At 73.9% G+C, this 26724-nt stretch carries 29 protein-coding genes; 17 read left to right on the top strand and 12 right to left on the bottom strand.

All coding sequences use genetic code 11. The features are described 5' to 3' along the window. Position 1: 1 nt before the first annotated feature. Positions 2 to 631, bottom strand: a complete 630-nt coding sequence (locus tag ACYU8I_RS08630) for an endonuclease (protein WP_460839570.1) — start codon at positions 629 to 631, stop codon at positions 2 to 4. Positions 632 to 741: 110 nt separating this feature from the next. On the opposite strand from ACYU8I_RS08630, the gene ACYU8I_RS08625 reads away from it, so the two are divergent. Together ACYU8I_RS08625 and ACYU8I_RS08620 are read left to right on the top strand one after the other, a co-directional pair. Next, the gene (locus ACYU8I_RS08625; RefSeq protein ID WP_460839567.1) at positions 742 to 1419 is read left to right on the top strand and encodes a hypothetical protein; all 678 of its coding nucleotides are present in this window, start codon (positions 742 to 744) and stop codon (positions 1417 to 1419) included. 241 nt (positions 1420 to 1660) lie between these two features. Then, positions 1661 to 3055: an HNH endonuclease signature motif containing protein gene (locus ACYU8I_RS08620; protein WP_460839565.1), complete on the top strand. Its 1395-nt coding sequence runs from the start codon at positions 1661 to 1663 to the stop codon at positions 3053 to 3055. A gap of 38 nt (positions 3056 to 3093) precedes the next feature. Here ACYU8I_RS08620 and ACYU8I_RS08615 read toward each other — a convergent pair whose 3' ends face one another. Together ACYU8I_RS08615 and ACYU8I_RS08610 are read right to left on the bottom strand one after the other, a co-directional pair. Next, on the bottom strand, positions 3094 to 3585 hold the full coding sequence (locus tag ACYU8I_RS08615; RefSeq protein ID WP_460839563.1) for a hypothetical protein: 492 nt from the start codon (positions 3583 to 3585) through the stop codon (positions 3094 to 3096). Positions 3586 to 3666: 81 nt separating this feature from the next. Then, the gene (locus ACYU8I_RS08610; RefSeq protein ID WP_460839560.1) at positions 3667 to 4314 is read right to left on the bottom strand and encodes a thymidine kinase; all 648 of its coding nucleotides are present in this window, start codon (positions 4312 to 4314) and stop codon (positions 3667 to 3669) included. Positions 4315 to 4368: 54 nt separating this feature from the next. Here ACYU8I_RS08610 and ACYU8I_RS08605 point away from each other — a divergent pair, with 54 nt between their 5' ends. Both ACYU8I_RS08605 and ACYU8I_RS08600 read left to right on the top strand, forming a co-directional pair. Continuing rightward, positions 4369 to 5184, top strand: a complete 816-nt coding sequence (locus ACYU8I_RS08605; protein ID WP_460839557.1) for a sulfurtransferase — start codon at positions 4369 to 4371, stop codon at positions 5182 to 5184. After that, complete coding sequence (locus ACYU8I_RS08600; protein WP_460839555.1) at positions 5181 to 5939, top strand: class I SAM-dependent methyltransferase; 759 nt, start codon at positions 5181 to 5183, stop codon at positions 5937 to 5939. Before ACYU8I_RS08605 ends, ACYU8I_RS08600 begins: the two co-directional genes overlap by 4 nt. On the opposite strand, the gene ACYU8I_RS08595 is transcribed toward ACYU8I_RS08600, so the two are convergent. The 5 genes from ACYU8I_RS08595 to ACYU8I_RS08575 form a co-directional block, all read right to left on the bottom strand. Further along, positions 5917 to 6447: a DUF952 domain-containing protein gene (locus tag ACYU8I_RS08595; protein ID WP_460839620.1), complete on the bottom strand. Its 531-nt coding sequence runs from the start codon at positions 6445 to 6447 to the stop codon at positions 5917 to 5919. The two genes, ACYU8I_RS08600 and ACYU8I_RS08595, sit on opposite strands and share 23 nt — an antisense overlap. Positions 6448 to 6449: 2 nt before the next feature. Next, positions 6450 to 8432 carry an SDR family oxidoreductase gene (locus ACYU8I_RS08590; RefSeq protein ID WP_460839551.1) on the bottom strand — a complete coding sequence of 661 codons (1983 nt, stop codon included), beginning with the start codon at positions 8430 to 8432 and terminating at the stop codon, positions 6450 to 6452. 53 nt (positions 8433 to 8485) lie between these two features. Continuing rightward, positions 8486 to 9625, bottom strand: a complete 1140-nt coding sequence (gene sepH / locus ACYU8I_RS08585; protein ID WP_460839549.1) for a septation protein SepH — start codon at positions 9623 to 9625, stop codon at positions 8486 to 8488. 73 nt (positions 9626 to 9698) lie between these two features. Continuing rightward, positions 9699 to 10991: a D-arabinono-1,4-lactone oxidase gene (locus ACYU8I_RS08580; RefSeq protein ID WP_460839547.1), complete on the bottom strand. Its 1293-nt coding sequence runs from the start codon at positions 10989 to 10991 to the stop codon at positions 9699 to 9701. After that, positions 10988 to 12166, bottom strand: a complete 1179-nt coding sequence (locus ACYU8I_RS08575; protein WP_460839545.1) for an MFS transporter — start codon at positions 12164 to 12166, stop codon at positions 10988 to 10990. Before ACYU8I_RS08575 ends, ACYU8I_RS08580 begins: the two co-directional genes overlap by 4 nt. Before the next feature lie 24 nt (positions 12167 to 12190). Between ACYU8I_RS08575 and ACYU8I_RS08570 the strand changes: the two genes are divergently transcribed. From ACYU8I_RS08570 to ACYU8I_RS08560, 3 genes are all read left to right on the top strand, one after another. Then, complete coding sequence (locus ACYU8I_RS08570) at positions 12191 to 13366, top strand: ferrochelatase (RefSeq protein ID WP_460839543.1); 1176 nt, start codon at positions 12191 to 12193, stop codon at positions 13364 to 13366. Between the two features lie 3 nt (positions 13367 to 13369). Beyond that, a complete protein-coding gene (locus ACYU8I_RS08565) occupies positions 13370 to 14182 on the top strand; it encodes an inositol monophosphatase family protein (RefSeq protein WP_460839541.1) in 813 nt (270 codons plus the stop codon). Positions 14183 to 14465: 283 nt separating this feature from the next. Next, positions 14466 to 14756 carry a DUF4193 domain-containing protein gene (locus tag ACYU8I_RS08560; RefSeq protein ID WP_460839539.1) on the top strand — a complete coding sequence of 97 codons (291 nt, stop codon included), beginning with the start codon at positions 14466 to 14468 and terminating at the stop codon, positions 14754 to 14756. A 66-nt stretch (positions 14757 to 14822) separates the two neighbouring features. On the opposite strand, the gene ACYU8I_RS08555 is transcribed toward ACYU8I_RS08560, so the two are convergent. Both ACYU8I_RS08555 and ACYU8I_RS08550 read right to left on the bottom strand, forming a co-directional pair. Further along, positions 14823 to 15179, bottom strand: coding sequence for a DUF4235 domain-containing protein (locus ACYU8I_RS08555; protein WP_460839537.1), 357 nt, complete (start codon positions 15177 to 15179; stop codon positions 14823 to 14825). A gap of 86 nt (positions 15180 to 15265) precedes the next feature. Next, positions 15266 to 15745 (bottom strand): DUF3093 domain-containing protein, encoded by a 480-nt coding sequence (locus ACYU8I_RS08550; RefSeq protein WP_460839535.1) that lies wholly within the window; start codon positions 15743 to 15745, stop codon positions 15266 to 15268. A gap of 47 nt (positions 15746 to 15792) precedes the next feature. Between ACYU8I_RS08550 and dut the strand changes: the two genes are divergently transcribed. From dut to ACYU8I_RS08530, 4 genes are read left to right on the top strand one after another with little or no spacing between them, the layout of a single operon-like run. Further along, positions 15793 to 16293: a dUTP diphosphatase gene (gene dut / locus ACYU8I_RS08545; RefSeq protein WP_460839533.1), complete on the top strand. Its 501-nt coding sequence runs from the start codon at positions 15793 to 15795 to the stop codon at positions 16291 to 16293. Then, on the top strand, positions 16290 to 16997 hold the full coding sequence (locus tag ACYU8I_RS08540; RefSeq protein WP_460839529.1) for a DUF3710 domain-containing protein: 708 nt from the start codon (positions 16290 to 16292) through the stop codon (positions 16995 to 16997). The genes dut and ACYU8I_RS08540 overlap by 4 nt, the downstream gene beginning before the upstream one ends. Beyond that, positions 16994 to 17350, top strand: coding sequence for an OB-fold nucleic acid binding domain-containing protein (locus tag ACYU8I_RS08535; protein ID WP_460839527.1), 357 nt, complete (start codon positions 16994 to 16996; stop codon positions 17348 to 17350). Before ACYU8I_RS08540 ends, ACYU8I_RS08535 begins: the two co-directional genes overlap by 4 nt. Continuing rightward, the gene (locus ACYU8I_RS08530; protein WP_460839525.1) at positions 17347 to 18039 is read left to right on the top strand and encodes a DUF3159 domain-containing protein; all 693 of its coding nucleotides are present in this window, start codon (positions 17347 to 17349) and stop codon (positions 18037 to 18039) included. The genes ACYU8I_RS08535 and ACYU8I_RS08530 overlap by 4 nt, the downstream gene beginning before the upstream one ends. Before the next feature lie 3 nt (positions 18040 to 18042). Here the strand turns inward: ACYU8I_RS08530 and ACYU8I_RS08525 are convergent, their stop codons facing one another. Next, the gene (locus ACYU8I_RS08525; RefSeq protein ID WP_460839522.1) at positions 18043 to 18717 is read right to left on the bottom strand and encodes a potassium channel family protein; all 675 of its coding nucleotides are present in this window, start codon (positions 18715 to 18717) and stop codon (positions 18043 to 18045) included. After that, positions 18714 to 19361, bottom strand: coding sequence for a potassium channel family protein (locus ACYU8I_RS08520; protein ID WP_460839618.1), 648 nt, complete (start codon positions 19359 to 19361; stop codon positions 18714 to 18716). Before ACYU8I_RS08520 ends, ACYU8I_RS08525 begins: the two co-directional genes overlap by 4 nt. Before the next feature lie 88 nt (positions 19362 to 19449). Between ACYU8I_RS08520 and ACYU8I_RS08515 the strand changes: the two genes are divergently transcribed. The 6 genes from ACYU8I_RS08515 to ACYU8I_RS08490 all read left to right on the top strand — a co-directional run bounded on the left by ACYU8I_RS08515 (position 19450) and on the right by ACYU8I_RS08490 (position 26715). Further along, positions 19450 to 21471, top strand: a complete 2022-nt coding sequence (locus ACYU8I_RS08515; RefSeq protein ID WP_460839520.1) for an APC family permease — start codon at positions 19450 to 19452, stop codon at positions 21469 to 21471. Further along, positions 21468 to 22586 (top strand): class I SAM-dependent RNA methyltransferase, encoded by a 1119-nt coding sequence (locus tag ACYU8I_RS08510; RefSeq protein ID WP_460839518.1) that lies wholly within the window; start codon positions 21468 to 21470, stop codon positions 22584 to 22586. Before ACYU8I_RS08515 ends, ACYU8I_RS08510 begins: the two co-directional genes overlap by 4 nt. Before the next feature lie 99 nt (positions 22587 to 22685). Continuing rightward, complete coding sequence (locus tag ACYU8I_RS08505; protein WP_460839516.1) at positions 22686 to 23735, top strand: iron-siderophore ABC transporter substrate-binding protein; 1050 nt, start codon at positions 22686 to 22688, stop codon at positions 23733 to 23735. 66 nt (positions 23736 to 23801) lie between these two features. Continuing rightward, entirely contained in the window at positions 23802 to 24803 is a 1002-nt protein-coding gene (locus ACYU8I_RS08500; protein WP_460839513.1) for a FecCD family ABC transporter permease, read from the top strand. Further along, positions 24800 to 25849, top strand: coding sequence for a FecCD family ABC transporter permease (locus tag ACYU8I_RS08495; protein ID WP_460839511.1), 1050 nt, complete (start codon positions 24800 to 24802; stop codon positions 25847 to 25849). Before ACYU8I_RS08500 ends, ACYU8I_RS08495 begins: the two co-directional genes overlap by 4 nt. Continuing rightward, a complete protein-coding gene (locus ACYU8I_RS08490; protein ID WP_460839510.1) occupies positions 25846 to 26715 on the top strand; it encodes an ABC transporter ATP-binding protein in 870 nt (289 codons plus the stop codon). Before ACYU8I_RS08495 ends, ACYU8I_RS08490 begins: the two co-directional genes overlap by 4 nt. The last annotated feature ends 9 nt before the right edge of the window (positions 26716 to 26724 follow it).

The raw sequence follows: 26724 nt of genomic DNA, 5'->3' as shown, positions 1-26724 counted from the left end.
TTCAGCCCCGACGCAGCTCCTCGGCGTCACCGGCCAGGTCGCAGCGGACGAGCGCGGCGCCGAGCAACGACAGGTCGTCGCTGTTCGCCAGGCCGGCCAGGCCCTTCCGGGAGTGGGGGAGCCCGAGCCGCTCGGCGCTCTGCTCGACCTTGTCGTCGGCGTACGGTCGCAGCGACGGCCAGACCGCCTGCACCTCCCGGCAGAAGATCGCCGCGCCCACCGCACCGATGCCGGTGAACCCCTGCAGCGCCTCCTCGAGCTCGCCGGCCGTGCTCGTCTCGTCGCGCAGCCGACGCAGGTCGCCGCGGTGGTGGTCGAGCACCTCCTCGGCGAGCTGCCCCAGCTGGCGCGCGGTCTGCTCCTTGCGCAGGTAGCGCGCGTCGGACAGCACCTGCCAGCGACCCTCGTGGCCCGCGTCGAGCAGCCTCCGCGGCGTGCGCAGCCCGGCCCCTCCGAGCGTCCGCATCGCTCGGAGGCCGAGGTGGGCGTCGAGGTTGGCCGAGAGCAGCGAGGTCAGCACCAGCAGCTGGAACAGCGGCGACGGCTTGTCGGCCAGCGGGATGCCCGCCTCGTCGGCGAACGTGCGGCCGTACCGCTCCAGCAGGGCGTCCAGCACGCGCTCGTGGGCCATGGGCGGGGAGTACCCCGATTGCGGGAGCGGGGAATCCGCTCGCGGGGAAGCGTGGGGCCCGCGTACGGTCCTCGCGGCCCGCCGTCGACCACGAGCAGAGGAGGGGCGTCATGACCGACCACGACCTGGAGCGCAGGGTGCAGCAGGCGACCGAGCCCCTCGCGGAGTGGCTGGGTGGCGTCGGTGACCGGTTGGTCGACTTCTTCGTGTGCGAGGTGCGTCCGGTGGCGACCTCGGAGCTGGCTCGCCTGCCGCACACCCCGTCGGTCTTCGGTCCCGCCTCCCCGGAGGGGTCGTTCGCCGCGGTCCCGGCGTCCGACGAGGCCGCGACCCTGGTGGTGCTGCGCCACGAGCTCATGACGGGCACCGGCGTCACGCTGTTCTTCGGTGACCTCGCCCACGAGGCCGTGCCGTGCTGCGACGAGTGCGCCCTGCTGCCGCAGTCGGAGGACGACCGCGACGACCTGGTGGCCCAGGCCGAGATGGCGGTCTGGGTGGCCACCCGCGGTTTCGCGGAGTTCCGCCGGGTCGCGGACGATGGCGCGGGCGATCCCGAGCCGTGGTTCGAGGAAGGCTGGATCGCGAGCCAGGGTGGCGCGAGCTGGAGCAGCGCTGCCGTCCCCGCCGAGCCCCTCACCCGCGTTTGGCGGCCCTGGCTCCGCCGCCGTGACGCCCTGCCCCGCGCGAGCGGCGGCGTGCCGGTCGTGCGGGACGCCTCGTCGCGCGACGGCGGCTACGGCCCCCCGGCCCCGACGCCGTCCCCGGGCTTCGCCGCCCCGGAGGCCTGACCGGCGTCGTGTGGTCGTGGACCTCGCACAGTGACCCACCACGAGGCCCGCGGGAAGCTCGGACGCCGCCCCGTGCGCGACTGCTCCTCCCGAAGGGCCGCGCTGCTGCCGCTGGTCGAGGCGCGACGAGCCCCAGCGAGGAGCCTCGAGACCCCCGCACCCAACCGCCCACCACTCACAACCGCGTCCACATGGTGTCGCACATCTGTTCGAATGCGTCACTGTTGTCGTAGGATGGGGCATGGCTCGCACCACCGACGACACCCCCACGACCCTGGGTGGTTCCGTCACGGGCACGAGCGAGCCAGACGCCGGGGTGCCTCGCCACCCGGTAGCCGACTTCACCCGCCGGCTGCGGCACCGGCTCGACCAGCTCGCCGCACCATCCGCGCGGCCGGTGTGGGCGATGCGGGCCGAGGAGCTGGCCGACACCCTGCTCGACCTCGCCACCGCCCAGGCCCAGCTCGACGCACTGCGACTCACGGTGATGGCGGAGGCGGAGCGCAACGGCTCGATCCTCGACCCCGGCGACCGGTCGATCGCCGACTGGTACGCCCGCGAGACCCGCAGCCGCCGCAGCCTCGCCCGCGCCGACCTCCGCCTCGCCCAGGCGACAGATGATGCGATGCCTCACCTCGCCACCGGCATGGCCACCGGACGGGTGTCGCTCGACCAGGCCCGCGCGATCAAGCGGTCGCTGGACCTGCTGCCGGTCTCCGGTGAGTTCGCGGTCGACGGCGACCAGCGCGAGGTCGCGGAGGCCCACCTCGTCGACCTCGCCCACGATCACGACGCCGCCGACCTCGACCACCTCGGCCGACGCCTCTATGCCGTCATCGCCCCCGAGGCCGCGGATGCCTACGAAGGCCGGCTCCTCGAGGCCGAGGAAGCCCGCGCCGCCCGCACGACGGTCTTCGAGACCTGGACCGACCACCAAGGCCTCACCCACGGCCGCTTCCGCATCCCGAAGCTGCACGGCGCCATGCTCAAGAAGGCCCTCGACGCCATCATGTCCCCGCTACGAGACACCGCCCCGTCGTCGGTCGAGCCTGTCGAGACCACCGCGACCGAGCCTGTCGAGACAACCGCGATCGACACCGACCCGCACGACACCCGGCCCGTCACCGTCCGTCGCGGCGAGGCGTTCTGCGAGCTCCTCGAACGCCTCTCGGCCCGCGACCTGCCCGCCACCGCCGGAGGCGACGCCACCATCGTCGTCACCATCCGCCACGACGACCTGACCGCGGCGCTCGACACCGCGGGGGTCGCGACCCTCGACACCGGCCACCGCATCTCTGCCGCTGAAGCCCGGCGCCTCGCGTGCCGCCACAAGCTCCTGCCCGCCGTCCTCGACGGCGGCTCCCACGTGCTCGACCTCGGCCGCAGTCGCCGCCTCCACTCGAAGGCACAGAGACTCGCTCTTGCCGTCGAGCAGGGTGGCTGCACCGCCGAGCACTGCGACGTCCCCGCCGCGAAGTGCCACGCCCACCACGACACCCCCTGGTCACAAGGCGGCACCACCGACACCGGGACCGGCCGGCTGCTCTGCGGTCCCCACCACCGCCGGGTCCACGACCCCGCCTTGCGCCACGAACGGCTCCCCGACGGCACCCTCCGCTTCCACCGACGGCCCTAGAGAGCGGCTCCTGGCGAGAGTGCCGCCCGGTCACCCCGTCATCGGCTCCACACGCGAGCGCTGCGAAGCGAGATCAGCGCGAGCGTGGAGGTCGGCAGCGTGAGGACCAGGAGGATGAAGACGCTCAGGCGGGACCAGAGCACGAGGGCAGCCGCAACGGTCAGCACCGCCACGACGCCGGAGACCGCGGCGTACCTGCGTGCCTGCCGCCGGAGTGAGCGGCGCGCAGCATTCCGATCAGGACCGTCGACCGTGCTGCGAGCGGCGATGACTCGAGCCTGGAGCCGGGACGTCCGCTGGGCCCTGGCCACTGTTCGGCGCTTCGACGTCGCGCTCGCCGCGAGGAAGCAGCCACCGCCGCAGATGATGACCGTCCGCAGGGTGGAGCTCCGGTCTGCTTGGTTGTCCGAGGTCACGAAGAGCGTCAGGAACAGCACGAACCCGAGGCCGAAGAACACGACGGCGCCGAGGTTGGCCCACCGGAGGAGTCGCCGACCGAGGTCAGCGGTCGGGCCGTCGTCGCCGTCCACCTGAGCCTCCCGGGTCCAAGGCCGACACCGCGGGCGAGCGGGCCGACCTGGGGTCAGGATGCCTCGCCGACCCGCGGTGCCTCAGCCGAACGGCAGCGGCTCCGCGATCATCGAGACGGCGCGGGCGCGGGCCGCGGTCATGCGCCGACGGTGGTGGGCGCGGCAGAGCACCTCGTAGACGACCTCGGCGGGCCGGTCCGACCCGACGTCGCCGACCACGACCTGCTCGCCCTCGGTGACCATGACACCGTCGACGGAGCGGGCGTTGTGGGTGGCCCGCTTGCCGCACCAGCACAGCGCCTCGACCTGGAGCACGTGCATCCGGTCGGCGAGCTCGACGAGCCGTCGCGACCCCGCGAACAGCTCGGTGCGGAAGTCGCTGAGGATGCCGAAGCAGAACACGTCGATCTGCAGCTCGTCGACGACCTTGGCGAGCTCGTCGACCTGCGAGGCGGTGTAGAACTGCGCCTCGTCGCACACCAGGTAGTCGATCCGGCGGCCGCGGGTGAGCTCGTCGACGACGTAGCGCCAGAAGTCGAAGTCGGGGTCGACCTCGAGCGCGTCGTGGGTCAGGCCCAGCCGGGAGGAGACGAGCGCCTCGCCGGCGCGGTCGTGCAGCGTGAAGAGCCGCCCGATGCGGCCCCGCGCGGCGTGGTTGTGGTTGGTCTGGAGCGCCAGCGTGGACTTCCCGGAGTCCATCGTGCCGGTGAAGAACTGCAGCTCGGCCATCGGCGGGATCCTCCCACACCGATCGGCCCGGGCCGCCTCTGGTGTGATGGCGTCATGACCCCGCTCATCGACGCTCGCGAGCTGGCCGAGCGGCTCGCGGAGGTGACGGTCCTCGACGTGCGCTGGCGCCTCGGCGGGCCCCCCGGGGCCGACGAGCACGCGCGCGGCCACGTGCCCGGGGCGGCGTACGTCGACCTCGACACCGCGCTCGCCGACCCACCGGGCGCGGGCGGGCGGCACCCGCTGCCCGACCCCGCACGGTTCGAGCGGGCGATGCGGGCGGCCGGGGTCAGCGGTGCCCGTCCCGTGGTCGTGTACGACGACTGGGGCTCGCGCGCCGCGGCCCGGTGCTGGTGGCTGCTGCGCTGGGCGGGGCACGACGACGTGCGCGTGCTCGACGGCGCCTGGTCGGCCTGGCAGCAGGCCGGTGGTGCGGTCGAGACCGGGTCGGTGCAGGTCGAGCCCGGAGACCTCGTGGTGCGGCCGGGGTCGGTGCCGACGCTCGACGCCGACGGTGCGGCGCGGGTGGCCCGCGAGGGCCTGCTGCTCGACGCCCGCGAGCCCGAGCGCTACCGCGGCGACGTCGAGCCCGTCGACCCGGTCGCCGGCCACGTCCCGGGCGCGGTCAACGCGCCGACGAGCGGCAACCTGCGGTCCGACGGCCGCTTCCGTGAGGCGTCCGAGCTGCGAGCGACGTACGCCGCCGCGGAGGGCCGCGAGACGGGGGTCTACTGCGGTTCCGGCGTCACCGCCACCCACGACCTGCTGGCGATGGCCGTCGCCGGGCTCGACGCCACCCTCTACCCGGGTTCGTGGAGCGAGTGGGTAACCCAGGGGGACCGTCCCGTCACGACAGGAGACCAGCCGTGAGCACCGAGCACGACCAGCAGCACTTCGACGACTGGTACGCCCGCCTGGCCACGTCGGCCGCGCGAGAGGAGCTGGTGCAGCGTCACCTCGGGCTGCCGCCGGTGCGGCTCGTCACCGGGCTCGTCCCGTGGAGCGGGCTCGACGCCGTCACCTCGGCGCTGCGGCTGGCGCCGTACGACGTGCTGCTCGACCTCGGCTGCGGCCGTGGCGGCTACGGCCTCGAGATCGCCTCGCGCACGCGGGCCCGGCTGATCGGCGTCGACTTCAGCGAGGAGGCGGTGCGCCAGGCGGTGGCGAACGCCGAGGCGGGGGGTGCCGAGGCCGACTTCCGCGTGGGCGACCTCGGCGCGACCGGGCTCGACGACGCGTCGGTCGACGCGGTGGTCTGCCTCGACTCCGTGCAGTTCTCCTCCCACGAGGACGCCACCTGCCTCGAGGTGCGCCGGGTGCTGCGCCCGGGTGGCCGCGTGGTGATGACGCACTGGGAGGCGCGCGCCCGTGGGGACCACGAGGTCACCCTCGCGCTGCGCACCCTCGACGTCGCGCTGGCGCTGCGCAAGGCGGGGTTCACCGACGTGGAGCGCGAGGTCTGCGACGACTGGTCGCGGGTCGAGCGGGGCCTGTGGGAGGAGGCGGTCGCCCTCGACGCCGGCGACGACGCCGACCTGGAGGGCCTGGCCGAGGAGGGCCGTCGGGTGCTCGAGGGCTTCGACCGCGTCGAGCGCGTGATGGTCAGCGCGACCGCGCCCGCCTGAGCCCCCACCACCCGACGACGCCGCCGACGACCAGCAGCACGAGCGCCAGCGGCAGCCGGGCCGCGCCGTCGACCAGGCTCGCCCCGAGGCCACTCACGAGCATCACGACGACGGCGATGCCGACGGGGGGCAGCGCCTCGCGCAGGAACAGCGTCGTCAGCGACGGCGGCCGGCCGTGGGTGTCGAGGGGCAGCGCCGCCGCCACCGCCTCGCGGGGCACCGCGCCGTAGACGTGCGGGTACGTCGTGTCGCCGACCGGGTCCTCGCGCCACGGCACGCCGAGGGCGTCGAGCCGGTCGGTGTCGATGGCGAGCAGCACCATCGGCTCGCCGGTGCGGCGCACGTGGTCGCGGTAGTAGGCGTCGTACACCCGCTGCACCTGCTCGGGCCGGGCCGCGTGCACGAACCCCTCCTGCTCGAGGGTGCGGCCCAGCGTGGAGGTCGTGTAGCGGCCCGTGCGACGCGCCTCGCGCCAGTCGGCGGCGGTCGCGACGTGGTGGATGCGCATCGTCACCAGTGCACGCCCTTGAGCAGGCGGGCCAGCATCATCTGCTCGCTGTCGGTGCCGCCCTGACCGTCGCCGGAGGTGCCCTTGGCGGCCGAGGAGTCGGGGAACACCTGGTAGGCCATGTGCAGCACCTTGAACGACGTCTTCGGCATCAGGTAGTGCGACAGGGCGCCCAGGTTGCCGGTGAGGGTGTTGATCTCGTGCGGTCGCTCGACCATGGCGGTGATGATCTTGCGCGCCGCTTGCGCCGGGCTGATCGTCGGGAACCGGTCGTAGAGCTTGGTCGGCGCGATCATGGGCGTGCGCACCAACGGCATGTGGATGCTGGTGAACGAGATGCCGTCGCCGACGAGCTCGCTGGAGACGACGTTGCTCCACGCGTCGAGCGCGGCCTTGGAGGCGACGTACGCCGAGAACCGGGGCGGGTTGGTGAGCACGCCGATGCTCGAGATGTTGACCACGTGGCCCGACTTCTGCTCGCGCATGGCAGGGAGCAGGCCCATCACGAGCCGGATGGCGCCGTAGTAGTTGAGCTGCATCGTGCGCTCGAAGTCGTGGAAGCGGTCCTCGGAGAGCCGCAGCGAGCGCCGGATGGAGCGGCCGGCGTTGTTGACCACGAAGTCGAGGTGGTCGAAGTCCTCGCGCAGCTGCTTGGTCAGCCCGTCGATGGCCTCGAGGTCGGACAGGTCGCACGGGTAGGCGTAGGCCGTGCCGCCCATGCCCTCGATCAGCCGCACCGTCGACTCGAGCTTCTCGGCGCCCCGCGCGACCAGGATCGGTACGCCGCCCGCCTTGGCGACCTGCACGGCCGTGACGAGGCCGATCCCGGACGAGGCGCCGGTGATGACGACGGTCTTGTTGGTCAGGGCGCGCACGGCGGCGGCGTCGCGGGCCACCGCGTCGTCGAGGACGTCCTCCCACCACGACCACAGCGCCGTGGCGTAGGACTCGAGGTCGGGCACCGAGATGCCGGAGCCCGACAGCGCCCGTTCGGTCTCGCGCGAGGAGAACACCGACGGGAACGACACGTGGCCGAGCACCTCGGGCGGGATGCCGGCGCGGCCCACGGTCTGGTCGAGGAGCGCCTGCACCGGTCCGAGCCCGAGGGCCCGCTTGAGCAGACCGGTGGGCAGGAACCCGGTGACGGAGCGGTCGACCGGCACCGCGAACCGCGGTGCCTTGGCGGCCGCGCAGATCGTGTTGACCAGGTCGACGACCGGACGGGGCTCGGGGTCGACGAGGTGGAAGGCGCGGCCGTCGAGGCCGTCGACGTGGGCGAGGTGGTCCATCGCGGAGGCGACGTAGTCGACCGGCACGACGTTGGTGTCGCCCAGGTCGACGCCGACCAGCGGCAGCCAGCCGGGCACCGAGTCGCGCAGCCGCTTGAGCAGCGGGAAGAAGTAGTAGGGGCCGTCGACCTTGTCGATCTCGCCGGTCTGGGAGTCGCCGACCACGATCGCGGGCCGGTAGACCCGCCACGGCACGGCCGCCTCCTCGCGCACGATGCGCTCGGACTCGAACTTGGTGCGGTGGTAGGGCGAGGGCAGCCGCTGGCCCTCGTCGAACATCGACTCCTCGAAGACGCCGCGGTGCTCGCCCGCGACCGCCACCGACGAGACGTGGTGGAAGGTGCCGGCGCCGAGCCGCTCGGCGAGGCCGAGGGCGTGGCGGGTGCCGCCGACGTTCATCTGCTCGTTGAGCTCGTCGGAGGCGGTCATGTCGTAGACCGCGGCGAGGTGGAAGAAGTGGTCGACCGACCCGGCGTGCTCCTCGACCCACGCGGGGTCGACGCCGAGGTCGGTCTCGCCGAGGTCACCGACGACCGGGACGACCCGGTCGGTGCCCCACTGCTCGACCAGGGCGTCGAGCCGGGAGCGCGAGCCGGCGCGGCACAGGGCGTAGATCGGGCCCTCGCGGTGGGTGAGCAGCTCCGCGACGAGGTAGCGACCGATGAACCCGGTCGCGCCGGTGATGAAGTACGCCATGGCGGGAGGTTACTCCCGGGTCAGGACGTGCGGCAGGGCTTGCGACCCGCTCGTCAGCCCTTCTCGGGGCCTCCGCCGAACATGATCTCGTCCCACGACGGCACCGACGACCGGCCCCGTCGCGCGCGCTTCGGCTTGTCGTCGGCCGGCACGCCGAGGTCGAGCTCGGACTGCTCGCCGTCCTCGTCGTCGCCCGGCTCCGCGACGGGCTCCGCGGCGGGCTCCGCGACGGGCTCGGGCTCCGGCTCGGCCTCCTCGACGGCGACCGGCTCCGGCTCCTCGACCGCGACAGGCTCCGGCTCGGCCCCCTCGGCGGCGACCGGCTCAGGCTCGCTCACGGTCGCGGCGGGCTCGGGGCGGGCGGGGCCGTCGAGCAGGGGCGGCTCGGACGGGTCGCGCACCAGCGCGATGGCGTCGTCGCCGAGGTGGTCGGGGGAGCCGGGGGCGTACGTCGTCTCGGGTCCGGCGACGGCACTGAGCCTGCGACCGGGGCTGCTCGGCCCGGCGGGGGCCGGCGGGTCGAGCTCGCCGGTGAGCAGCCGGGCGTCGTCGTTCTCGGCGACGACGTAGCGACCGGCGACGTCGTGCAGGAACTGCGCCTGGTGGGTGCGGCCGTCGGCCTCGACCTCGGCGGTCAGCGCCCAGCGGCCGTCGGGCCGGCGCCAGGAGTCCCAGGCGACGTCGTCGTCGTGCAGGCCGTGCCCGGAGAGGAACGCCGCGACCGCCTCGCCGAGGGTGCGCGCGCCACCGGGCCCGCCGCCGCGGCGCAGCGAGGCCCGCTGGGCGGTCTGCGCCTGGTGGGCGCGCTCGGCGAGCACGGGCCCGGCGAAGGGCATGATCGCCTCGACGCTGGTGCCGGCTGCGGCCGCCACGGTCTCGGCGCTCTCGCCCCCGCGGATGCGGGCCTGGATGTCTCGGGGGCGCAGCGCGCTCTCCATGGTGGTCTCCTGCTTCTGCGGCCGGGTCCTCCCGGCGGGTCGCGGGTCGGTCACGGGGGCTGCTGCTGCAGCAGGCGTCGGCGCGGCGGGCGCAGGCGTGGGGGCGAGCTCCGGTGCCCGTCGGGCCGGCGTACCGGGGTGGCGCGAGGTGCCGACCAGACGCTGGAGCTGGTCGTCGATGGGCAGCACGAACCGCTCGCCCGAGGCCGTGACCAGGAGCAGGCAGGTGCCGTCCTCGGTCAGGCCTGCCGGCATGAGGTCCTGCATCCGCGTGTGCCCTTCGTCGCCGTCGCGCCGACCCTACCCACGCGGAGGCCGAAAATCGGGATCAGGGCCCGAGCACGCGCTGGAGGTAGGCGTTGGTGAACAGCCGGTCGGGGTCGAGCGCGTCGCGGGCGGCGGCGTGCTCGGCCCAGCGCGGGTACGCCGGGGCGAGGTCGGCCGCCGTACGGGTGTGCAGCTTTCCCCAGTGCGGCCGGCCGCCGTGGTCGCGCATCACCGCCTCGACCCCGGCGAAGTAGTCGCGGTGGTCGGTGGCGGCGTTGACGTGCACGGCGATCCACACGACGTCGCGGTCGGAGGCGGGGGAGAGCGTGGCGGTGTCGGCGGGGGCCGTGCGGACCTCCACGGGGAAGCCCACGCGCCAGCCGGAGCGCTCCACCAGCGCCCGCACCTCCCGCAGGGCCGCCGTGCCGGCCTCGCGGGGCACGGCGTGCTCCATCTCGCGGAAGCGCACCGAGCGCGGCGAGGTGAGGACGCGGAAGGGCACGTCGCGGTAGCGGCGCTCGGTGAGGGCGACGGCGCTGATGCGGTTGAGGGGGCGGACCAGGCCCGGGCGGGCGTTGCCGAGCCGCTGCGTGCCGGCGAAGACGGTGTTGGCGAGGAACACGTCGTCGAACCAGCCGCGGAGGCGGGAAAGAGGCCGCGGCGGCTCGGTGCTGCGGTCGTCGGCCTTGGTGAGCAGCCGGTCGGTGTGGGGCCACCAGTACATCTCGAAGTGGTCGTGGGCCGCGACGTGGTCGTCGAAGCCGTCGACCGCCTCCGACCAGCGCATCGGCCGCTCGTGCGCCTCCAGGGTGAAGAGCTCCTCGACGGCCAGCGTGACGCTGGTCAGCACCCCCAGGCCGCCGAGCCCCACGCGCACCGCGTCGAGCACGCCCGGGTCGTCGGGGCCCACGGTGCGGGGCTTGCCGGTGCCGTCGACGAGCTCGACTGCGCGCACCTGCGCCGAGAGCGACGCGACCCGCCCGCCCGTGCCGTGGGTGCCGGTCGAGACGGCCCCGGCCACGGTCTGCTCCTGCACGTCGCCCATGTTGTGCAGCGACAGCCCGAGCCGCAGCAGCGCCTCGTTCAGCTCACGCAGCGTGGTGCCCGCCCGCACCGTCACGGTGCCGGCGCCGCGGTCGACGGCGGTCACCCCGGTCAGCGAGTCCGGGCGCAGCATCAGCCCGTCGGTGACGGCGATGCCGGTGAAGGAGTGGCCGGTGCCGGGCATCTTGACCCGCAGGCCCCGGTCACGCGCCTCCTGGACCGCAGCGACGACGTCGTCGGTGGTGACGGGACGCCGCTCCTCGACGGGGTCGGCGGACTCCAGGCCCGCCCAGTTCGTCCAGATGGTCACGCTCGCGAGGGTACGCGCACGAGTCCGCCGGCGAGGGCGGCCAGGACGGCCGACACCGCGCACACCCAGTAGGCCGCCGAGCCGCCGTCGGCGTCGGCCACGACCCCCGCGCCCCACGCCCCCGGGGCGATGCCGGCGCTGATGCCGGTCTGCACGATCCCCATGGCCTCGTTGAGCCGCCCCGGCGGCACCGTGGCCTGCACGAGCGAGAACAGCGCGATCAGCGTGGGGGCGAGCGCGAGACCCGTGACCACCAGCACCAGCGTCACCAGCGGCAGGCCCCGGAGCAGGGGCAGCACCAGGGTGCCGACCGCCAGCAGCACGACGCCCAGGCGCGCACGGGCGAGCGGCGTACGACGGAAGACCACCGCGCCGGCCCACACGCCCGCGACCAGGCTGCCGAGCGAGAACGCCGCGAGCATGAGGCCCGCGAGCGCCGGCCGGCCCTCGTCGTCGGCGAACGCCACGGTGGCGACCTCGAGCGCGCCGAACAGCGACCCGAGCGCGAGCGCACCGACCCCGAGCGGTGCCAGCAGGCCCCACGGCATGGGGGCGCGTCCGACGGCCCGGTCGGGCCGGTGCGCCGGAGGCTGGGTGCTGCGCTGCGCGGCGAGGCCGAGGGCCCCGACGGTGCCGGCCACGATCGCCACCGCCAGCCCGGCCTGCGGCGCCACCGCAGTGGCGAGCACCGTCACCAGTGCCGGCCCGGCGACGAACACGACCTCGTCGGCGACGCCCTCGACCGCGAACGCCGTGTGCTTGTCCTGCTCGTCGTCGAGCAGGTGCGCCCAGCGCGAGCGCACCAGGGTGCCCGCCTGGGGCTGGGCCATGCCGGCCACCACCGCCATCAGGTGCGGCCACGGCGTGGCCCACCCCGCGCTGATCGTCACCACCATGACCGACGAGGCGACCCCGAAGACCAGGGCGTCGGCGCCCAGCACCTTGAGCTGGCCCAGCACGTCGGCCAGCCGTCCGTGCGGCACGGCGAACGCCGCGTTGCCCACGACGTACGCCGCCGACAGCTGCCCGGCCAGCGCGTAGGACCCGGTCAGCGCGCTGACGAGCAGCACGATCCCGAGGGTCATCATCGAGGTCGGGAGCCGGGCCACGACCCCGGTGCCGCTGAAGGCGGCCGCCCCGGGCCGGGTCAGCACCCGACGGTAGGTGTCGAGCATCGGGTCGGACTCTAGGCTGGAGTCGTGCCCGACTCCGTCGCCAGCCCCGACGCCCCCGCTGCCACCCGTCCTGCTACCCGTTCTGACACCCGTCCCGACGCCCGGCCGTTCGACGCGCTGCTCCTGGTCTCGTTCGGCGGGCCCGAGCAGCCCGACGACGTGGTCCCCTTCCTGCGCAACGTCACCGCGGGCAAGGACATCCCCGACGAGCGGCTCGAGGAGGTGGGGGAGCACTACTACTCCTTCGGCGGCCGCAGCCCGATCAACGACCAGAACCGGGCGCTGCTCGCGGCGCTGCGCGACGACCTCGCCTCCGCCGGCCTGGACCTGCCGGTCTACTGGGGCAACCGCAACTGGGACCCCTACCTCGCCGACGCGCTGCGCGAGATGCGGGCCGACGGGGTCGAGCGGGCCGCGGTGCTGGTGACGTCGGCGTACTCCTCCTACAGCGGCTGCCGGCAGTACCGCGAGAACCTCGCCGACGCCATGGTCGAGGTGACGGGGTCGCTGGAGCCCACCGACGGCCCGGCGCTGTCCAAGCTGCGTCACTACTACAACCACCCCGGCTTCATCGAGCCGATGGTCGACGCCACGCTCGCCGCGCTGGCCGAGCTCCCCGAGGAGGCCCGCCGCGGCGGCCACCTCGCCTTCGTCACCCACTCGATCCCGACGTCGATGTCCGCGGCGTCGGGGCGCCCGGTCGACGGGCCCGAGTCGGCCTACGTGCGCCAGCACGAGGCGGTCGCGGCCGCGGTGACCGAGCGGGTGCGCGAGGAGACCGGCCACCGCTACCCCCAGGCGCTGGTCTACTGCTCGCGCTCCGGGCCGCCGCAGGTGCCGTGGCTCGAGCCCGACGTCAACGACCACCTCGAGGCGCTGCACGCCCAGGGCGTGCCGGGCGCGGTGGTCGTGCCGATCGGCTTCGTCAGCGACCACATGGAGGTCATCTACGACCTCGACACCGAGGCCGCCGAGACCGCCGAGAAGCTCGGCCTGCCCTACGCCCGTGCGGCGACGGCCGGCGTCGACCCGCGGTTCGTGTCGATGGTGCGCGAGCTGGTGCTCGAGCGGGCCGCGGCCGAGCGCGGCGAGACGCCCGAGCGGCGCGTCGTGACGGGCCGCCCGTCGTGGGACACCTGCCCGGCGGGCTGCTGCGCCAACGGCCGGGGTCCGCGCCCGGCCCTGTGCGGGGAGGACTGAGCCGTGGGAGCGGATCCTGCCGCGGACCCTGCCGACCTCGAGCTGCTCGACCTCGCCCGCACGGTCGCGCGCGAGGCCGCCGGCCTGGCGCTGCGCATGCGGGCCGAGGGCATCGACGTGGCCGACACCAAGTCGAGCCCGACCGACGTCGTCACCCGCGCCGACCGCGCCACCGAGGAGCTGCTGCGCTCGCGCATCCTCGCGGCGCGTCCCGACGACGGCGTCGTGGGGGAGGAGGGCGACGACGTGGTGGGGTCGTCCGGCGTGCGCTGGGTGCTCGACCCGATCGACGGCACCGTCAACTACCTCTACGGCCTGCCCCACTGGGCGGTCTCGGTCGCCGCGGCCCGGGGCGACGAGGTCGTCGCGGGCGTCGTCGTCGCCCCCGTCCTGGGGCGCGAGTACGCCGCGGCGCGCGGCGCCGGCGCCTCCCGCGACGGCGAGCCGCTCCGGGTCCGCGAGCCGGGTGACGACGAGGCCACCTGGCTCGCCGGCACCGGCTTCTCCTACGGCCGCGACCTGCGGGTGCGCCAGGGCCGCGGGGTCGCCGAGCTGCTCGGTCGGGTCCGCGACGTGCGCCGTGCCGGCTCGTGCGCGCTCGACCTCTGCGCCGTGGCCGAGGGCGCGCTCGACGGCTACGTCGAGGAGGGCCCCCACTGGTGGGACCACGCCGCCGCCGGGCTCGTCGCCACCGAGGCGGGCGCGAGCGTCAGCGTCGTCGCCGGCCCCACGGCCGACGTGGTCGTCGCCGCTCCTGCCACGACTCACGACCGGTGGTCGTCGCTGGTCGCGGCGTGCGGCCTGATCCCCGCCTGACGGGTCGCCCGAGCAGTCGCCGGCCGTCCCCGGACCCCTTCCGGGCGGCATCGAACCGGCCCCACGGGGAACGGGAACACATCGCCGCGAGCAGGTGTTGGCGTGAGGCTCACCACGACCGGGCGCAAGCGGCCGGGGCGAGCGTGCACATCGCGCGTGACTCGTGCACAATCGCGCCGTCACGTAGCGGGTCGGCCCGAGCAGCGGGGCTCGGAGCCTGGGTCACGAGACCCACGCAGGACCCCCGAGACACCAGACTTTCCAGGGGAGCAGGAGAAGCACCATGGCCACCGATTACGACGCCCCTCGCAAGACCGAGGAGGACCAGAACGAGGACAGCCTCGAGGAGCTCAAGGCCCGACGCCACGACAAGAACTCGGGCAAGGTCGACGAGGACGAGACCGAGGCCGCCGAGTCCTTCGAGCTGCCCGGCGCCGACCTCTCGCACGAGGAGCTGGCCGTCGAGGTCAAGCCCAAGCAGATGGACGAGTTCACCTGCATGAGCTGCTTCCTGGTGCACCACCGCAGCCAGCTGGCCGACGAGAAGAAGCTCATCTGCGTCGACTGCGCCTGAGCACGCCGCACGCGCCACGAAGGGGCCGCCTCCCAGCCGGGAGGCGGCCCCTTCTGCGTGCTCGTGTCAGGTGGTGGCCGGGTCGGCCTTGCTGCTCTGGTCGTCGCGTCCGAGCCCGGGCGGGAGGTGACCGGTCGAGCGGGTGTAGTACTCCGCCGCACGCCGCGAGGCGAGCATCCTGATGAGCTGGATGACCGCGCCGCTGGCGGCGGCCCACAGCACGGCCTCCCACAGGTCGACGTCGGGGTCGGCCGGGTTGGCCGGCGGGTTCTTGCCGGTGGCGGTCCGCCACGCCTGGGTCATGCTCTTGCGAGCGACGGTGGCGCCCCCGAGCGCCGCCACCAACGAGAACACCGTCCAGATCTTGGAGCTGTCCTTCGGTGCGCTCGGCGCGGTCTTCACCGCGGAGGAGTTCTTGGCCATCGAGGTCCTCTCGAGTCGGGACGGGACCGGGCTGGTCCCGTGCTGGCCCGCTGCCGCTGGGCGGCTACGAGCCGCAGTACCCAACCCTAGGGCGAACCCGCACCCGCGCGCCCCGATGCCGCGGTGATGGCCTCGGCGAGCCTGCGCGGGTGGCGCGTCGAGACCAGCCAGTACGGCGTGGGGTCGCGCGGGTCGGTCACGGGCACCCGCACCGAGCGTCGCAGGTAGGGGCGGGTCAGCAGGTAGGCGCGGGCGTCGGCCTCGACGCCGTGCACCCGGCGGGTGGCCTCGGGGTCGAGCGCCTCGGCGGGACCCAGCAGGTGCACCGGGATCCGGGCCGCCCCGGCGTGCAGCTCCCCGTCGGCGACCCGGACGCTGACGCGGCCGACCGCCACCATCACGCCGTACACCGCGGCCACGATGACACCGGTGACCAGGTTCGCCACCCACAACGGCAGCGCGACGACGAAGGCGAGCCACAGGGTGGCCAGGAGCATCGTCGTCTGGACCCACCAGCGCAGCGGGACGAAGAGGCGCTCGGTGTAGTCCTCGCTGGTGCGGGACACGGGGACCAGCCTCCCACCCGGCCCCGGCCTCAGTAGGGTCGGGGCCCATGGTCACCATCCGGGTCCGACGCCTGGACCCCGACGTCCCGCTGCCCTCCTACGCGCACCCCGGCGACGCCGGCGCCGACCTGCACGCGGCGGCCGACGTGCTGCTGGAGCCCGGTCGGCGCGCTCTGGTGCCCACCGGCCTGGCGCTGGCCCTGCCCGACGGCCACGTCGGCCTGGTGCACCCCCGCTCGGGACTCGCAGCGCGCCACGGCATCACCATCGTCAACGCCCCGGGCACCGTCGACGCCGGCTACCGCGGCGAGGTGCACGTCTGCCTGCTCAACACCGACCCGCACGAGCCGTTCCAGGTCCGCCGCGGCGACCGCATCGCCCAGCTGGTGGTGCAGCGGGTCGAGACCGCGGCCTTCGAGGAGGCCGACGACCTGGGGAGCACCGCGCGCGGGACCGGGGGTTACGGTTCCACAGGGGGCTTCGGCGCCTCCGCAGCAGGCGACCACGAGCACGACCCCACCACCACAGCGGAGGACGCACCATCGTGAGGTTCGGCAGGAAGCAGCGCGCCGCCACCGAGGACGAGGCGGCGGTCGAGCCGACGCCGACCCCGGAGGCCGAGCAGGCCCCCGAGCGCACCCGGCAGCGACCCGACGCCGGCCCCTACGACGCCAGCGAGGTCGACCTCGACGAGGGCCAGTGGATCGACCTCGGCAGCCTGCTGCTGCCCCCGCCGACCGACGTCGAGCTGCGGCTGCAGGTCGACGAGTCGACGCAGCAGGTCGCGGCGGTGCTGCTGGTCGGCCAGACCGGCGCCCTCGAGCTGCGCCCCTTCGCCGCCTCCCGCGGCGGCGGCGCCTGGGACGAGCTGCGGCCCCGCATCGCGGCCGAGACGGCCCGCGTCGGCGGCACCGCGACCGAGAGCGAGGGCGAGTTCGGCCCCGAGCTGGTGTGCCTGGTGCCCGTCACCAGCCCCGAGGGCGAGCAGGCCACCCAGGCCAACCGCTTCGCCGGCCACGAGGGCCCGACCTGGCTGCTGCGCAGCAACCTGCTGGGACAGCCGGCCGTCGAGCCCGAGTCGGCCGGACCCTGGCACGACCTGATCCGCTCGGTCGTCGTCCGCCGCGGCGCCGGCCCGATGGCGCCCGGCACCCCGCTGCCGCTCACCCTGCCGCCCGAGGCCCGCCAGATGCAGCCGGGCGAGGGCGCCCCGGGCGCCGATCCCACCCCCGACGAGCAGGCCCCGTCGTGAGCCGGCTGCGCAGCTCGATCTCCCGCTGGGCCAGCTCCGAGCGCGAGGAGGCCCGCGAGCTCCGCGAGGACGCCGAGCGCGCGGGCCTGGTCTGCGTCGCCGACGCCCCGCTGCGGCGGCCCGTGGTCGTGCAGGGCACGCTGCGCACCGTGCTGCTGCGGCCCCGCGGCGGTGTGCCCGCCCTCGAGGCCGAGCTGTACGACGGCTCCGGCTCGCTGCACCTGGTGTGGCTGGGCCGGCGTCGCATCACCGGCATCGACGCCGGCCGGGGCATCCGTGTCGAGGGCCGCATCGGCCAGCAGGACGACCAGCGGGTGATGTACAACCCGCGCTACGCGCTGCGCCCCTCGTGACCGAGGCGCAGCAGACCGTCGAGCAGGCGGTGCGCCGCCAGCTCTCCCAGGCGCTGGGTGGCGTGCGCGGCATGCTCGAGGCGGCCGTGCCGACGATCGCCTTCACCGTCGTCTTCCTCACCACCCGCGACCTGCGGCTCGCGATCGGCCTCAGCCTCGGCGCGGCGGCCGTGCTGCTCGTCGTACGGCTGGTGCAGCGCTCGTCGGTGCAGTTCGTGCTCAACGCCTGCGTCGGCATCGGGCTCGGCGCGCTCTTCGCGTGGCGTGCGGGGCAGGGTGGGGGCGACGCGGGCGACCAGGCCCTGGCCTACTTCCTGCCCGGCATCCTCTACAACGCCGGCTACGGCGTGCTGATGGTGCTGAGCATCGTGCTGCGGTGGCCGCTCGTCGGCTTCATCGTCGGCAGCGTCACCGGCGACCCGACCGCGTGGCGCTCCGACCCGGCCGTGGTGCGGCTGTGCAGCCGGCTGACCTGGCTGCTCGCGCTGCCGTGTATGGTGCGCGTGGTGGTGCAGGCCCCGGTCTACCTCGCCGGTCGCAACGGCTGGTGGGACCAGGACGCCGCGATCGCCGTCCTCGGCGGCGCCAAGCTCGTCATGGGCTGGCCGCTGCAGGTCGCCGCGCTGGCCGGCATGGTGTGGCTGCTCTCGCGCAACCGCACGCCGGTCGCCGGCCCCACCGCGGCCTGAGGCTCACCGGTCGGGGTGCTCCTCGGGGGCGAGCAGCCGCTCGAGGTGCTCCTCCGCCTCGGCCGGCACGACGAGCAGCAGCTCGTCTCCGGCCTCGACCGGCTGGTCGGCGTCGGGCACGTAGACCTGGCCGTCGCGCAGGATCGTCACCAGCGCGCAGTTGTCGGGGAAGGGGATCAGGCCCGACGGGGTGCCGACGTAGGGCGAGTCGTCGGGCAGCGTCATCTCGACCAGGTTGGCGTTGCCCTGGCGGAAGGTGAACAGCCGCACGAGGTCGCCGACGGTCACGGCCTCCTCGACCAGCGCCGACATGATGCGCGGCGTCGAGACGTTGACGTCGACGCCCCACGCCTCGGTGAACAGCCACTCGTTGTCGGGGTGGTTGACCCGGCCCACCGTGCGCGGCACGCCGAACTCGGTCTTGGCGAGCAGCGAGGTGACGAGGTTGACCTTGTCGTCGCCGGTGGCGGCGATGACGACGTCGCAGCGGTCGAGGCGGGCCTCCTCGAGCGAGGAGAGCTCGCAGGAGTCGGCGAGCAGCCACTCGGCCTCGGGCACGCGGTCGGGCTTGATGGTGTGCGGCGACTTGTCGATCAGCAGCACCTCGTGACCGTTGTCGATGAGCTCGCGGGCGATGGAGCGCCCGACGGCGCCGGCCCCGGCGATCGCCACTCTCATTCGGCCTCGGGCCCCTTCTCGAGCACGGCGTAGACGTGCGAGGCGGAGTCCTCGCGCATCACGAGGTGGAGGATGTCACCCTCCTGCAGCACGGTCTCGCGGTCGGGCAGGGTGCCCTCGCCGAGCCGGTCGATCCAGGCGATGCGGCTGCGCGACTGGGCCTGGAAGACGATGCTGCGGTGGGCGATCCACGCCTGCGGCACCGGGACCTGGTCGACCCGGATGGTGCCGGAGGGGTCACGGAAGTCGGGCTCGGCGCCCGCCGGCAGGATCCGGCGCAGCACCTGGTCGGCCGTCCACTTGACGGTGGCGACGGTGGTGATGCCGAGCCGCTGGTAGACCTCGGCGCGCCCCGGGTCGTAGATGCGGGCCACCACCGAGCGGATCGAGAAGGTCTCGCGGGCCACGCGGGCGGCAATGATGTTGGAGTTGTCGCCGCTGCTGACGGCGGCGAAGGCGTCGGCGCGCTGGATGCCCGCCTCGGTCAGCGTGGCCTGGTCGAAGCCGTAGCCGGTGACCTTGGTGCCGTTGAAGGTCGGCCCCAGCCGGCGGAAGGCGTCGGGGTTGCTGTCGATGACGCTCACCGTGTGGTTGCGGTCCTCGAGGCTGCGCGCCAGCGTCGACCCGACGCGGCCGCAGCCCATGATCACGACGTGCACACCTGGACAGTAGTGGAGGCCGTCACCCGGGTCTGCCACCCCGCGACGCGGTCCGTGCCTTAACCTCTCGGACGTGGGCGTCACCGACGTGTCCAAGCGGATCCTGCTCGGACGCAAGCTCAGGAGCTCGCAGCTGGGGGAGACCCTGCTGCCCAAGCGCATCGCCCTACCCGTCTTCGCCAGCGACGCGCTGTCGTCGGTCGCCTACGCGCCCGACGAGGTCTTCATCATGCTGTCGATCGCGGGGGCGTCCGCCTACGTCTTCTCCTGGAAGATCGCGCTGGCCGTCGCCGTCGTGATGCTGACGGTGGTGGCGTCGTACCGGCAGACGGTGCACGCCTACCCCTCGGGCGGCGGCGACTACGAGGTGGCGACGGTCAACCTCGGCCCCAAGGCCGGCAAGACGGTGGCCAGCGCGCTGCTCGTCGACTACATCCTCACCGTCGCGGTGTCGATCTCCTCGGCCTCGCAGTACGCCGGCGCCGCCGTGCCCTTCATCCACGACCACCAGGTGCTGGTCGCGAGCGCCTTCGTGGTGGTCCTGGCCGCCATGAACCTCCGCGGCGTGCGCGAGTCGGGCGGGTTCTTCGCCGTGCCGACGTACGCCTTCATGGTCGCGATCATCGGCATGTGCGCCATCGGGCTCTCGCAGCTCGCGCTCGGCACCCTCCCGCAGGTCGAGAGCGCGGGCTACCAGCTCGAGGCCGAGCCGGGCTGGGACCAGCCGCTGAGCACGCTGGCGCTGACCTTCCTGCTGGCGCGCGCCTTCTCGTCGGGCTGTGCCGCACTGACCGGTGTCGAGGCGATCTCCAACGGCGTCCCGGCCTTCCGCAAGCCCAAGAGCCGCAACGCCGCGAGCACGCTGCTCATGCTGGGCCTGATCGCCATCACGATGCTCGTCAGCGTCATCGTGCTGGCCCGCCAGATGGGTCTGAAGTACGTCGACCCCGAGGCCATCGAGCAGCTGAGGCGGGCCGACGGCAGCCCGCTGCCCGACGGCTTCGTGCAGAACGCCGTGATCGCCCAGCTGGCCCGCGCGATCTTCGCCGACTTCCCGCCGGGCTTCTACTTCGTCGTGGTCGTCACCGGCATCATCCTGGTGCTCGCGGCCAACACCGCCTTCAACGGCTTCCCGGTGCTCGGCTCGATCCTGGCCCGCGACGGCCTGATGCCGAGGGCCTTCGGCTCGCGCGGCGACCGGCTGGCCTACAGCAACGGCATCGTCTTCCTGGCCGTGATGGCGATCGTGCTGATCGTCGCCTTCGACGCCCAGACGACCAAGCTGATCCAGCTCTACATCGTCGGCGTCTTCGTCTCCTTCAACCTCAGCCAGCTCGGGATGATCCGGCACTGGACCCGTCACCTGGCCACCGAGACCGACCCCCAGGCACGCCGCCGGATGATGCGCAGCCGGGCCATCAACACCTTCGGCCTCGGCATGACCGCGGTCGTGCTCGTGATCGTGCTGATCACCAAGTTCCTGCTCGGCGCGTGGATCACGATCATCGCGATGGTCACCTTCTACGTGCTGATGAGCGCCATCAAGAAGCACTACGCCCGGGTCGAGGAGGAGCTGCTGGCCGGCGACACCGACCAGGTGCTGCCGACCCGGGTGCACGCCATCGTGCTCGTCTCCAAGCTGCACAAGCCGACGCTGCGCGCGCTGGCGTACGCCAAGGCGACCCGCCCCAACATCCTGGAGGCCGTCTACGTCCAGGCCGACGCCGACCGCACCGACAAGCTGGTCGACGAGTGGGACGCGCGCCGCATCGACGTGCCGCTGAAGATGCTCTACTCGCCCTACCGCGAGGTCATCCGGCCGATCGTGCAGTACGCCGTCGAGATCCGGAAGGCCAACCCCCGCGGGGTCGTCGCCGTCTACATCCCGGAGTACGTCGTCGGACGCTGGTGGGAGCAGCTGCTGCACAACCAGACCGCGCTGCGGCTCAAGGGCCGACTGCTGTTCACCCCCGGCGTCATGGTCATCTCCGTGCCGTACCAGCTGCGCAGCTCCGAGCTGGCCAAGGAGCGCGTCAAGGCCGACTTCAACCGCGTCCGGCCCGGCGACGAGCGTCGCGGCCGCACCCTGCGGTGAGCGAGCGCCCGGAGGTCGGCGACCGCCTCGAGCTGGCGGTCGGGCCCGTCGCCCACGGCGGTCACTGCGTGGCCCGCTGGGGGCCGACGAACCTCGTCGTCTTCGTGCGGCACGCCCTGCCCGGCGAGCAGGTCGTCGCGGTCGTGACCGAGGACGACGGCCGCTTCCTGCGCGCCGACGCCGTCGAGGTGCTCGAGGCCTCGCCCGACCGGGTCGAGCCGCCGTGCCCGCTCGCCGGTCCCGGGCTCTGCGGCGGTTGCGACCTGCAGCATGTCGCCCCGGCCCGGCAGCGCGCGCTCAAGGCCGACGTCGTGCGCGAGCAGCTGCAGCGGCTGGCCGGCCTCGACGCGCTCGTCGAGGTCGAGGAGGTGCCGCCGTCGCTGCGCTGGCGCTCCCGGATGCGGTACGTCGCCCCGCCCCCGCTCGACGGCCGGCCCCAGCGCGGCCTGCACGTGCACCGCTCCGAGGAGGTCGTCGCCGTCGACGACTGCCCGATCCAGGCGCCCGGCGCGGTGGTCACCACGGGCCGGTCGTCGGTCGGGCCTGTCGAGACCACCGTGACCACCGCTGCCGGCAGCCGCTCGTTCCGGGTCGCCGCCGACGGGTTCTGGCAGCCCCACGTCGAGGCGCCACGCGTGCTGGTCGAGACCGTGCTGGCGCTGGCCGCGCCGCGGGCGGGGGAGCGGGTGCTCGACCTCTACGCCGGGGTCGGCCTGTTCTCCGCGTTCCTCGCCGAGGCGGTCGGCCCGACGGGCCGGGTCACGGCGGTCGAGGGCGACCGCACCGCGGCCGAGCTGTCGCGCGAGAACCTCGCCGGCCTGCCGGTCTCGGTGCGCCCGGGCCGCGTCGACCGGGTGCTGCACCGCGGGGTCGGCCCGGCCGACGTCGTCGTGCTCGACCCGCCCCGGGTCGGCGCCAAGCGCCAGGTGGTGCGCCAGGTCGCGGCGCTGCGGCCCCGCGCGGTCGTGTACGTCGCCTGCGACCCCGCCGCGCTCGCACGCGACGCGGCGTACCTCGCCGAGCAGGGCTACCGCCTCGACGTGCTCCGGGCGTTCGACCTGTTCCCGATGACGCACCACGTGGAGTGCGTGGCGAGGTTCGTGACCGACGCGTGAACCTCGCGCGCCGAACACGTCACACGCCCCCGGTGTTCCCACGGGCTCGACTGTCTCTTAGGGTTGCCTTACCTAATCCCCAGACAGGAGCACCACTCCATGCGTAGAGCCCACCTTCCCGGGATCGTCGCCGCGTCCGCCGCGGCCCTGGTCCTGACCGCCTGCGGCAGCGGCGGCTCCGAGGGCGAGAGCGACGGTTCCGGCGACGCCGGCGCCAACGAGGCGTCCGCGGACGCCTTCCCGGTCACCATCGAGCACGCCTTCGGCGAGACCACGATCGAGGAGAAGCCCGAGCGCATCGCCTCGGTGGCGTGGGCCAACCACGAGGTGCCGCTGGCCCTCGGCGTCGTGCCGGTCGGCATGAGCGAGGCCAGCTGGGGCGACGACGACGGCGACGGCGTGCTGCCGTGGGTCGAGGAGAAGCTCACCGAGCTCGACGCCGAGACCCCGGTGCTGTTCGACGAGACCGAGGGGATCGACTTCGAGGGCGTCGCCGACACCCAGCCCGACGTCATCCTCGCCGCCTACTCCGGCCTGACCCAGGAGGACTACGACACGCTGTCGCAGATCGCGCCCGTCGTCGCCTTCCCCGACGTCGCCTGGAGCACCTCGCTCGAGCAGATGATCACGATGAACTCCGAGGCGATCGGCCTGCCCGAGGAGGGCGAGCAGCTCGTCGAGGACCTCGAGACCCAGAGCAAGGAGGCGTTCGACGCCCACCCCGAGCTCGAGGGCAAGAGCGTCGCCTTCACCTTCACCGACCCGACCGACCTGAGCCAGATCGGGTTCTACAGCGACCTCGACCCGCGCCCGGAGTTCCTGGTCGACAACGGCATGGCCGAGTCGCCGGCGGTCACCGAGGCGTCCGAGAACAGCGACGAGTTCTACCAGACCATCAGCGCGGAGGAGGCCGACAAGTTCGCCGACACCGACCTGTTCGTGACCTACGGCACCGACGAGCTGCTGGGCCAGGTGCAGGACGACCCGCTGCTGAGCGAGATCCCGGCGATCCGCGACGGCGCCTACGCCGTGCTGCCCGACTCGACCCCGCTGGCCGCGTCGGCCAACCCGACGCCGCTGTCGATCCCGTGGGGCATCGAGGACTACACCGCGTTCCTCGCCGAGGCCGCGAAGAACGTCCAGGGCTGACCCTCGGTGACCGGGGTCCTGCCCGCCCGACCGCAGGAGGTCGTCGCCGCGCGACGGCCTCCTGCGGTGGCGCGCACCCTGTGGCTGCTCGTCGCCCTGGCGCTGCTGCTCGCCGCGGCCCTGGCCTCGGTCGCGCTCGGTGCGCGGGTGATGGGGCTGCAGGAGGTGCTCGACGGGCTGCGCGGGGTCCTCACCGGTGACGATGCCGGGGGCGTCGCGCAGGCCGCGGTCGAGAAGCGGGTGCCCCGCACCCTGCTGGCCGTGCTCGTGGGCGCCGCGCTCGGCGCGTCGGGCGCGGTGATGCAGGGCATCACCCGCAACCCGCTGGCCGACCCCTGGATCCTCGGGGTGACGCCCGGCGCCTCGCTCGCCGTCGTCACCGGCATCGCCTTCTTCGGCCTGGCCTCGCCCGCGACCTACATCTGGGTGGCCATCGCCGGCTCGGCGGCCGCCGCCTGCTTCGTGTACGCCGTGGGCTCGCTCGGGCGTGGCGGCGCGACGCCGCTCAAGCTCGCCCTGGCCGGGGCCGCCTCCTCGGCCGCCTTCACCTCGCTGATCAGCGCGATCCTGCTGCCACGCATCGACGTGATGACGCAGTTCCGGTTCTGGCAGATCGGCGGGGTCGGTGGTGCCGGCTGGACCAAGCTCGGCCAGGTGCTGCCGTTCCTCGTGGTCGGCGCGCTGCTGTGCCTGGTCTGCGCGCGAGGCATCAACTCCATGGCGCTCGGCGACGACGTCGCGGCGGGCCTGGGGGAGCGGGTGGCACGCACCCGGGCTCTGGCCGGCCTCGGCGCCGTCACGCTCTGCGGCGCCGCCACCGCGGTCGCGGGGCCCATCGCCTTCGTCGGTCTGGTGGTGCCCCACCTGTGCCGGCTGCTCATCGGAGTCGACCACCGGTGGCTGCTGCCGTCGTCGATGGTGCTGGGGGCCGCCCTGCTCACGACCGCCGACGTGGTCGGGCGGGTCGTGGCGCGACCCTCCGAGGTCGACGTCGGCATCGTCACCGCCTTCATCGGCGCCCCCGTCTTCATCTGGATCGTCCGCCGGACCAAGGTGCGTGCCCTGTGACGAGCGTCCTGGCCGCCCCCGCGGCACCGCCCGGCACGGCCGCGGGCCGCACCCGCCGGGCGCGGCGGCGCCGTACCGTCACCGGCGTCCTGGTGCTGGTGCTGCTCGCCGTGATGGCCACCAGCCTCATGGTGGGCCAGACCTTCTACGGCCCCGGCGAGGTGCTCCGGGTGGTCCTGGGCGAGCAGGTGCCGGGCGCCTCCTTCACCGTCGGGGTGCTGCGCCTGCCGCGGGTCGTGCTCGCGGCGCTCACCGGCGCGGCGTTCGGCCTGGCCGGCATCGCCTTCCAGACCATGCTCCGCAACGCGCTCGCGGCGCCCGACATCATCGGCATCAGCGCGGGTGCCAGCGCCGCCGCCGTCGTGGGCCTCGTCGTCCTCGGTCTCGGCGAGGGCCTGGTCTCGGTCGTCGCGCTGGTCGCCGCGCTCGCCACCGCGCTGCTGATCTACGTGCTGGCCTACAAGGACGGCATGGTCGGCACGCGGCTCATCCTCATCGGCATCGGGCTCTCGGCCATGCTCGACAGCGTCGTGTCGTACGTCATCGTGCGCGCGGCCGAGTGGGACCTGCAGGTCGCGATGCGCTGGCTGACCGGCAGCCTCAACAACGCCAGCTGGGAGTCGGTCTGGCCGCTCGCGCTCGCCGTGGCCTGCTTCGGCCCGCTGCTGCTGTCGCAGGCGCGCAACCTCTCGCTGATGCAGCAGGGCGACGACTCGGCGACCGCGCTCGGCGTGCGCGTCGAGCGCACCCGCCTCGTCGTCATCCTCGCCGCCGTCGCGCTGATCTCCTTCGCCACCGCGGCCTCGGGCCCCATCGCGTTCGTCGCCTTCCTCTCGGGACCGATCGCGGCGCGCGTCGTGGGCAGCGGGGGCTCGCTCATGGTGCCGTCGGCGCTCGTCGGCGCGCTGCTCGTCACCACCGCCGACCTCGTCGGCCAGTACGCCTTCGGCGCGCGCTACCCCGTCGGTGTCATCACCGGGATGCTGGGTGCGCCGTACCTCGTCTACCTGCTCGTCCGCACCAACCGCGCCGGAGGCTCGTTGTGACCCACCCCTCGACCAGGCAATCGACCGGGCACTCCCTGAGCGTCGAGCACGTCACCCTCGCCTACGGCGAGCGTCGCGTGGTGGAGGACCTCAGCCTCGTCGTCCCGCCCGGCCTGGTCAGCGTGGTCGTGGGCGCCAACGCCTGCGGCAAGTCGACGCTGCTGCGCGCGATGTCGCGGCTGCTGGCGCCGCAGGCCGGCCAGGTGCTGCTCGACGGCAAGCAGCTGCACCGCACCCCGACCAAGGAGGTCGCCCGGGTGCTGGGCCTGCTGCCGCAGTCGCCGGTGGCCCCCGAGGGCATCGTGGTGGCCGACCTCGTCTCGCGCGGGCGACACCCCCACCAGCGGGTGCTGGCGCGGTGGAGCAAGGACGACGACGCCGCCGTCGAGGAGGCGCTGCGCGTCACCGACACGCTCGAGCTCGCCGACCGCCCCGTCGACGAGCTCTCCGGCGGTCAGCGCCAGCGCGTCTGGATCGCCATGGCGCTCGCGCAGGGCACCGACCTGCTGCTGCTCGACGAGCCGACGACCTTCCTCGACGTGGCCCACCAGGTCGAGGTGCTCGACCTGCTCACCGACCTCAACCGCGCCCGCGGCACCACGATCGTCATGGTGCTGCACGACCTCAACCTGGCCGCCCGGTACGCCGACCACCTCGTCGCCGTCTGCGAGGGCCGGCTGCACGCCAGTGGTCACCCGACCGAGGTGCTGACCGAGCAGTGCGTCGAGGAGGTCTTCGGGATGCGCAACCAGGTCATCGCCGACCCGGTCTCCGGGCGCCCGATGGTGTTGCCGATCGGGCGGCACCACGCGACCTCGCCCGACACCGCCGCCGACCGGGTCGAGGCCGTCGGGCTGAGCCGCTGAGGACCAGTC

Source organism: Nocardioides marmoraquaticus (assembly GCF_054777915.1).
Note: the sequence above shows the minus strand (reverse complement) of the source record. Positions and strands in the feature narration are given on the sequence as shown.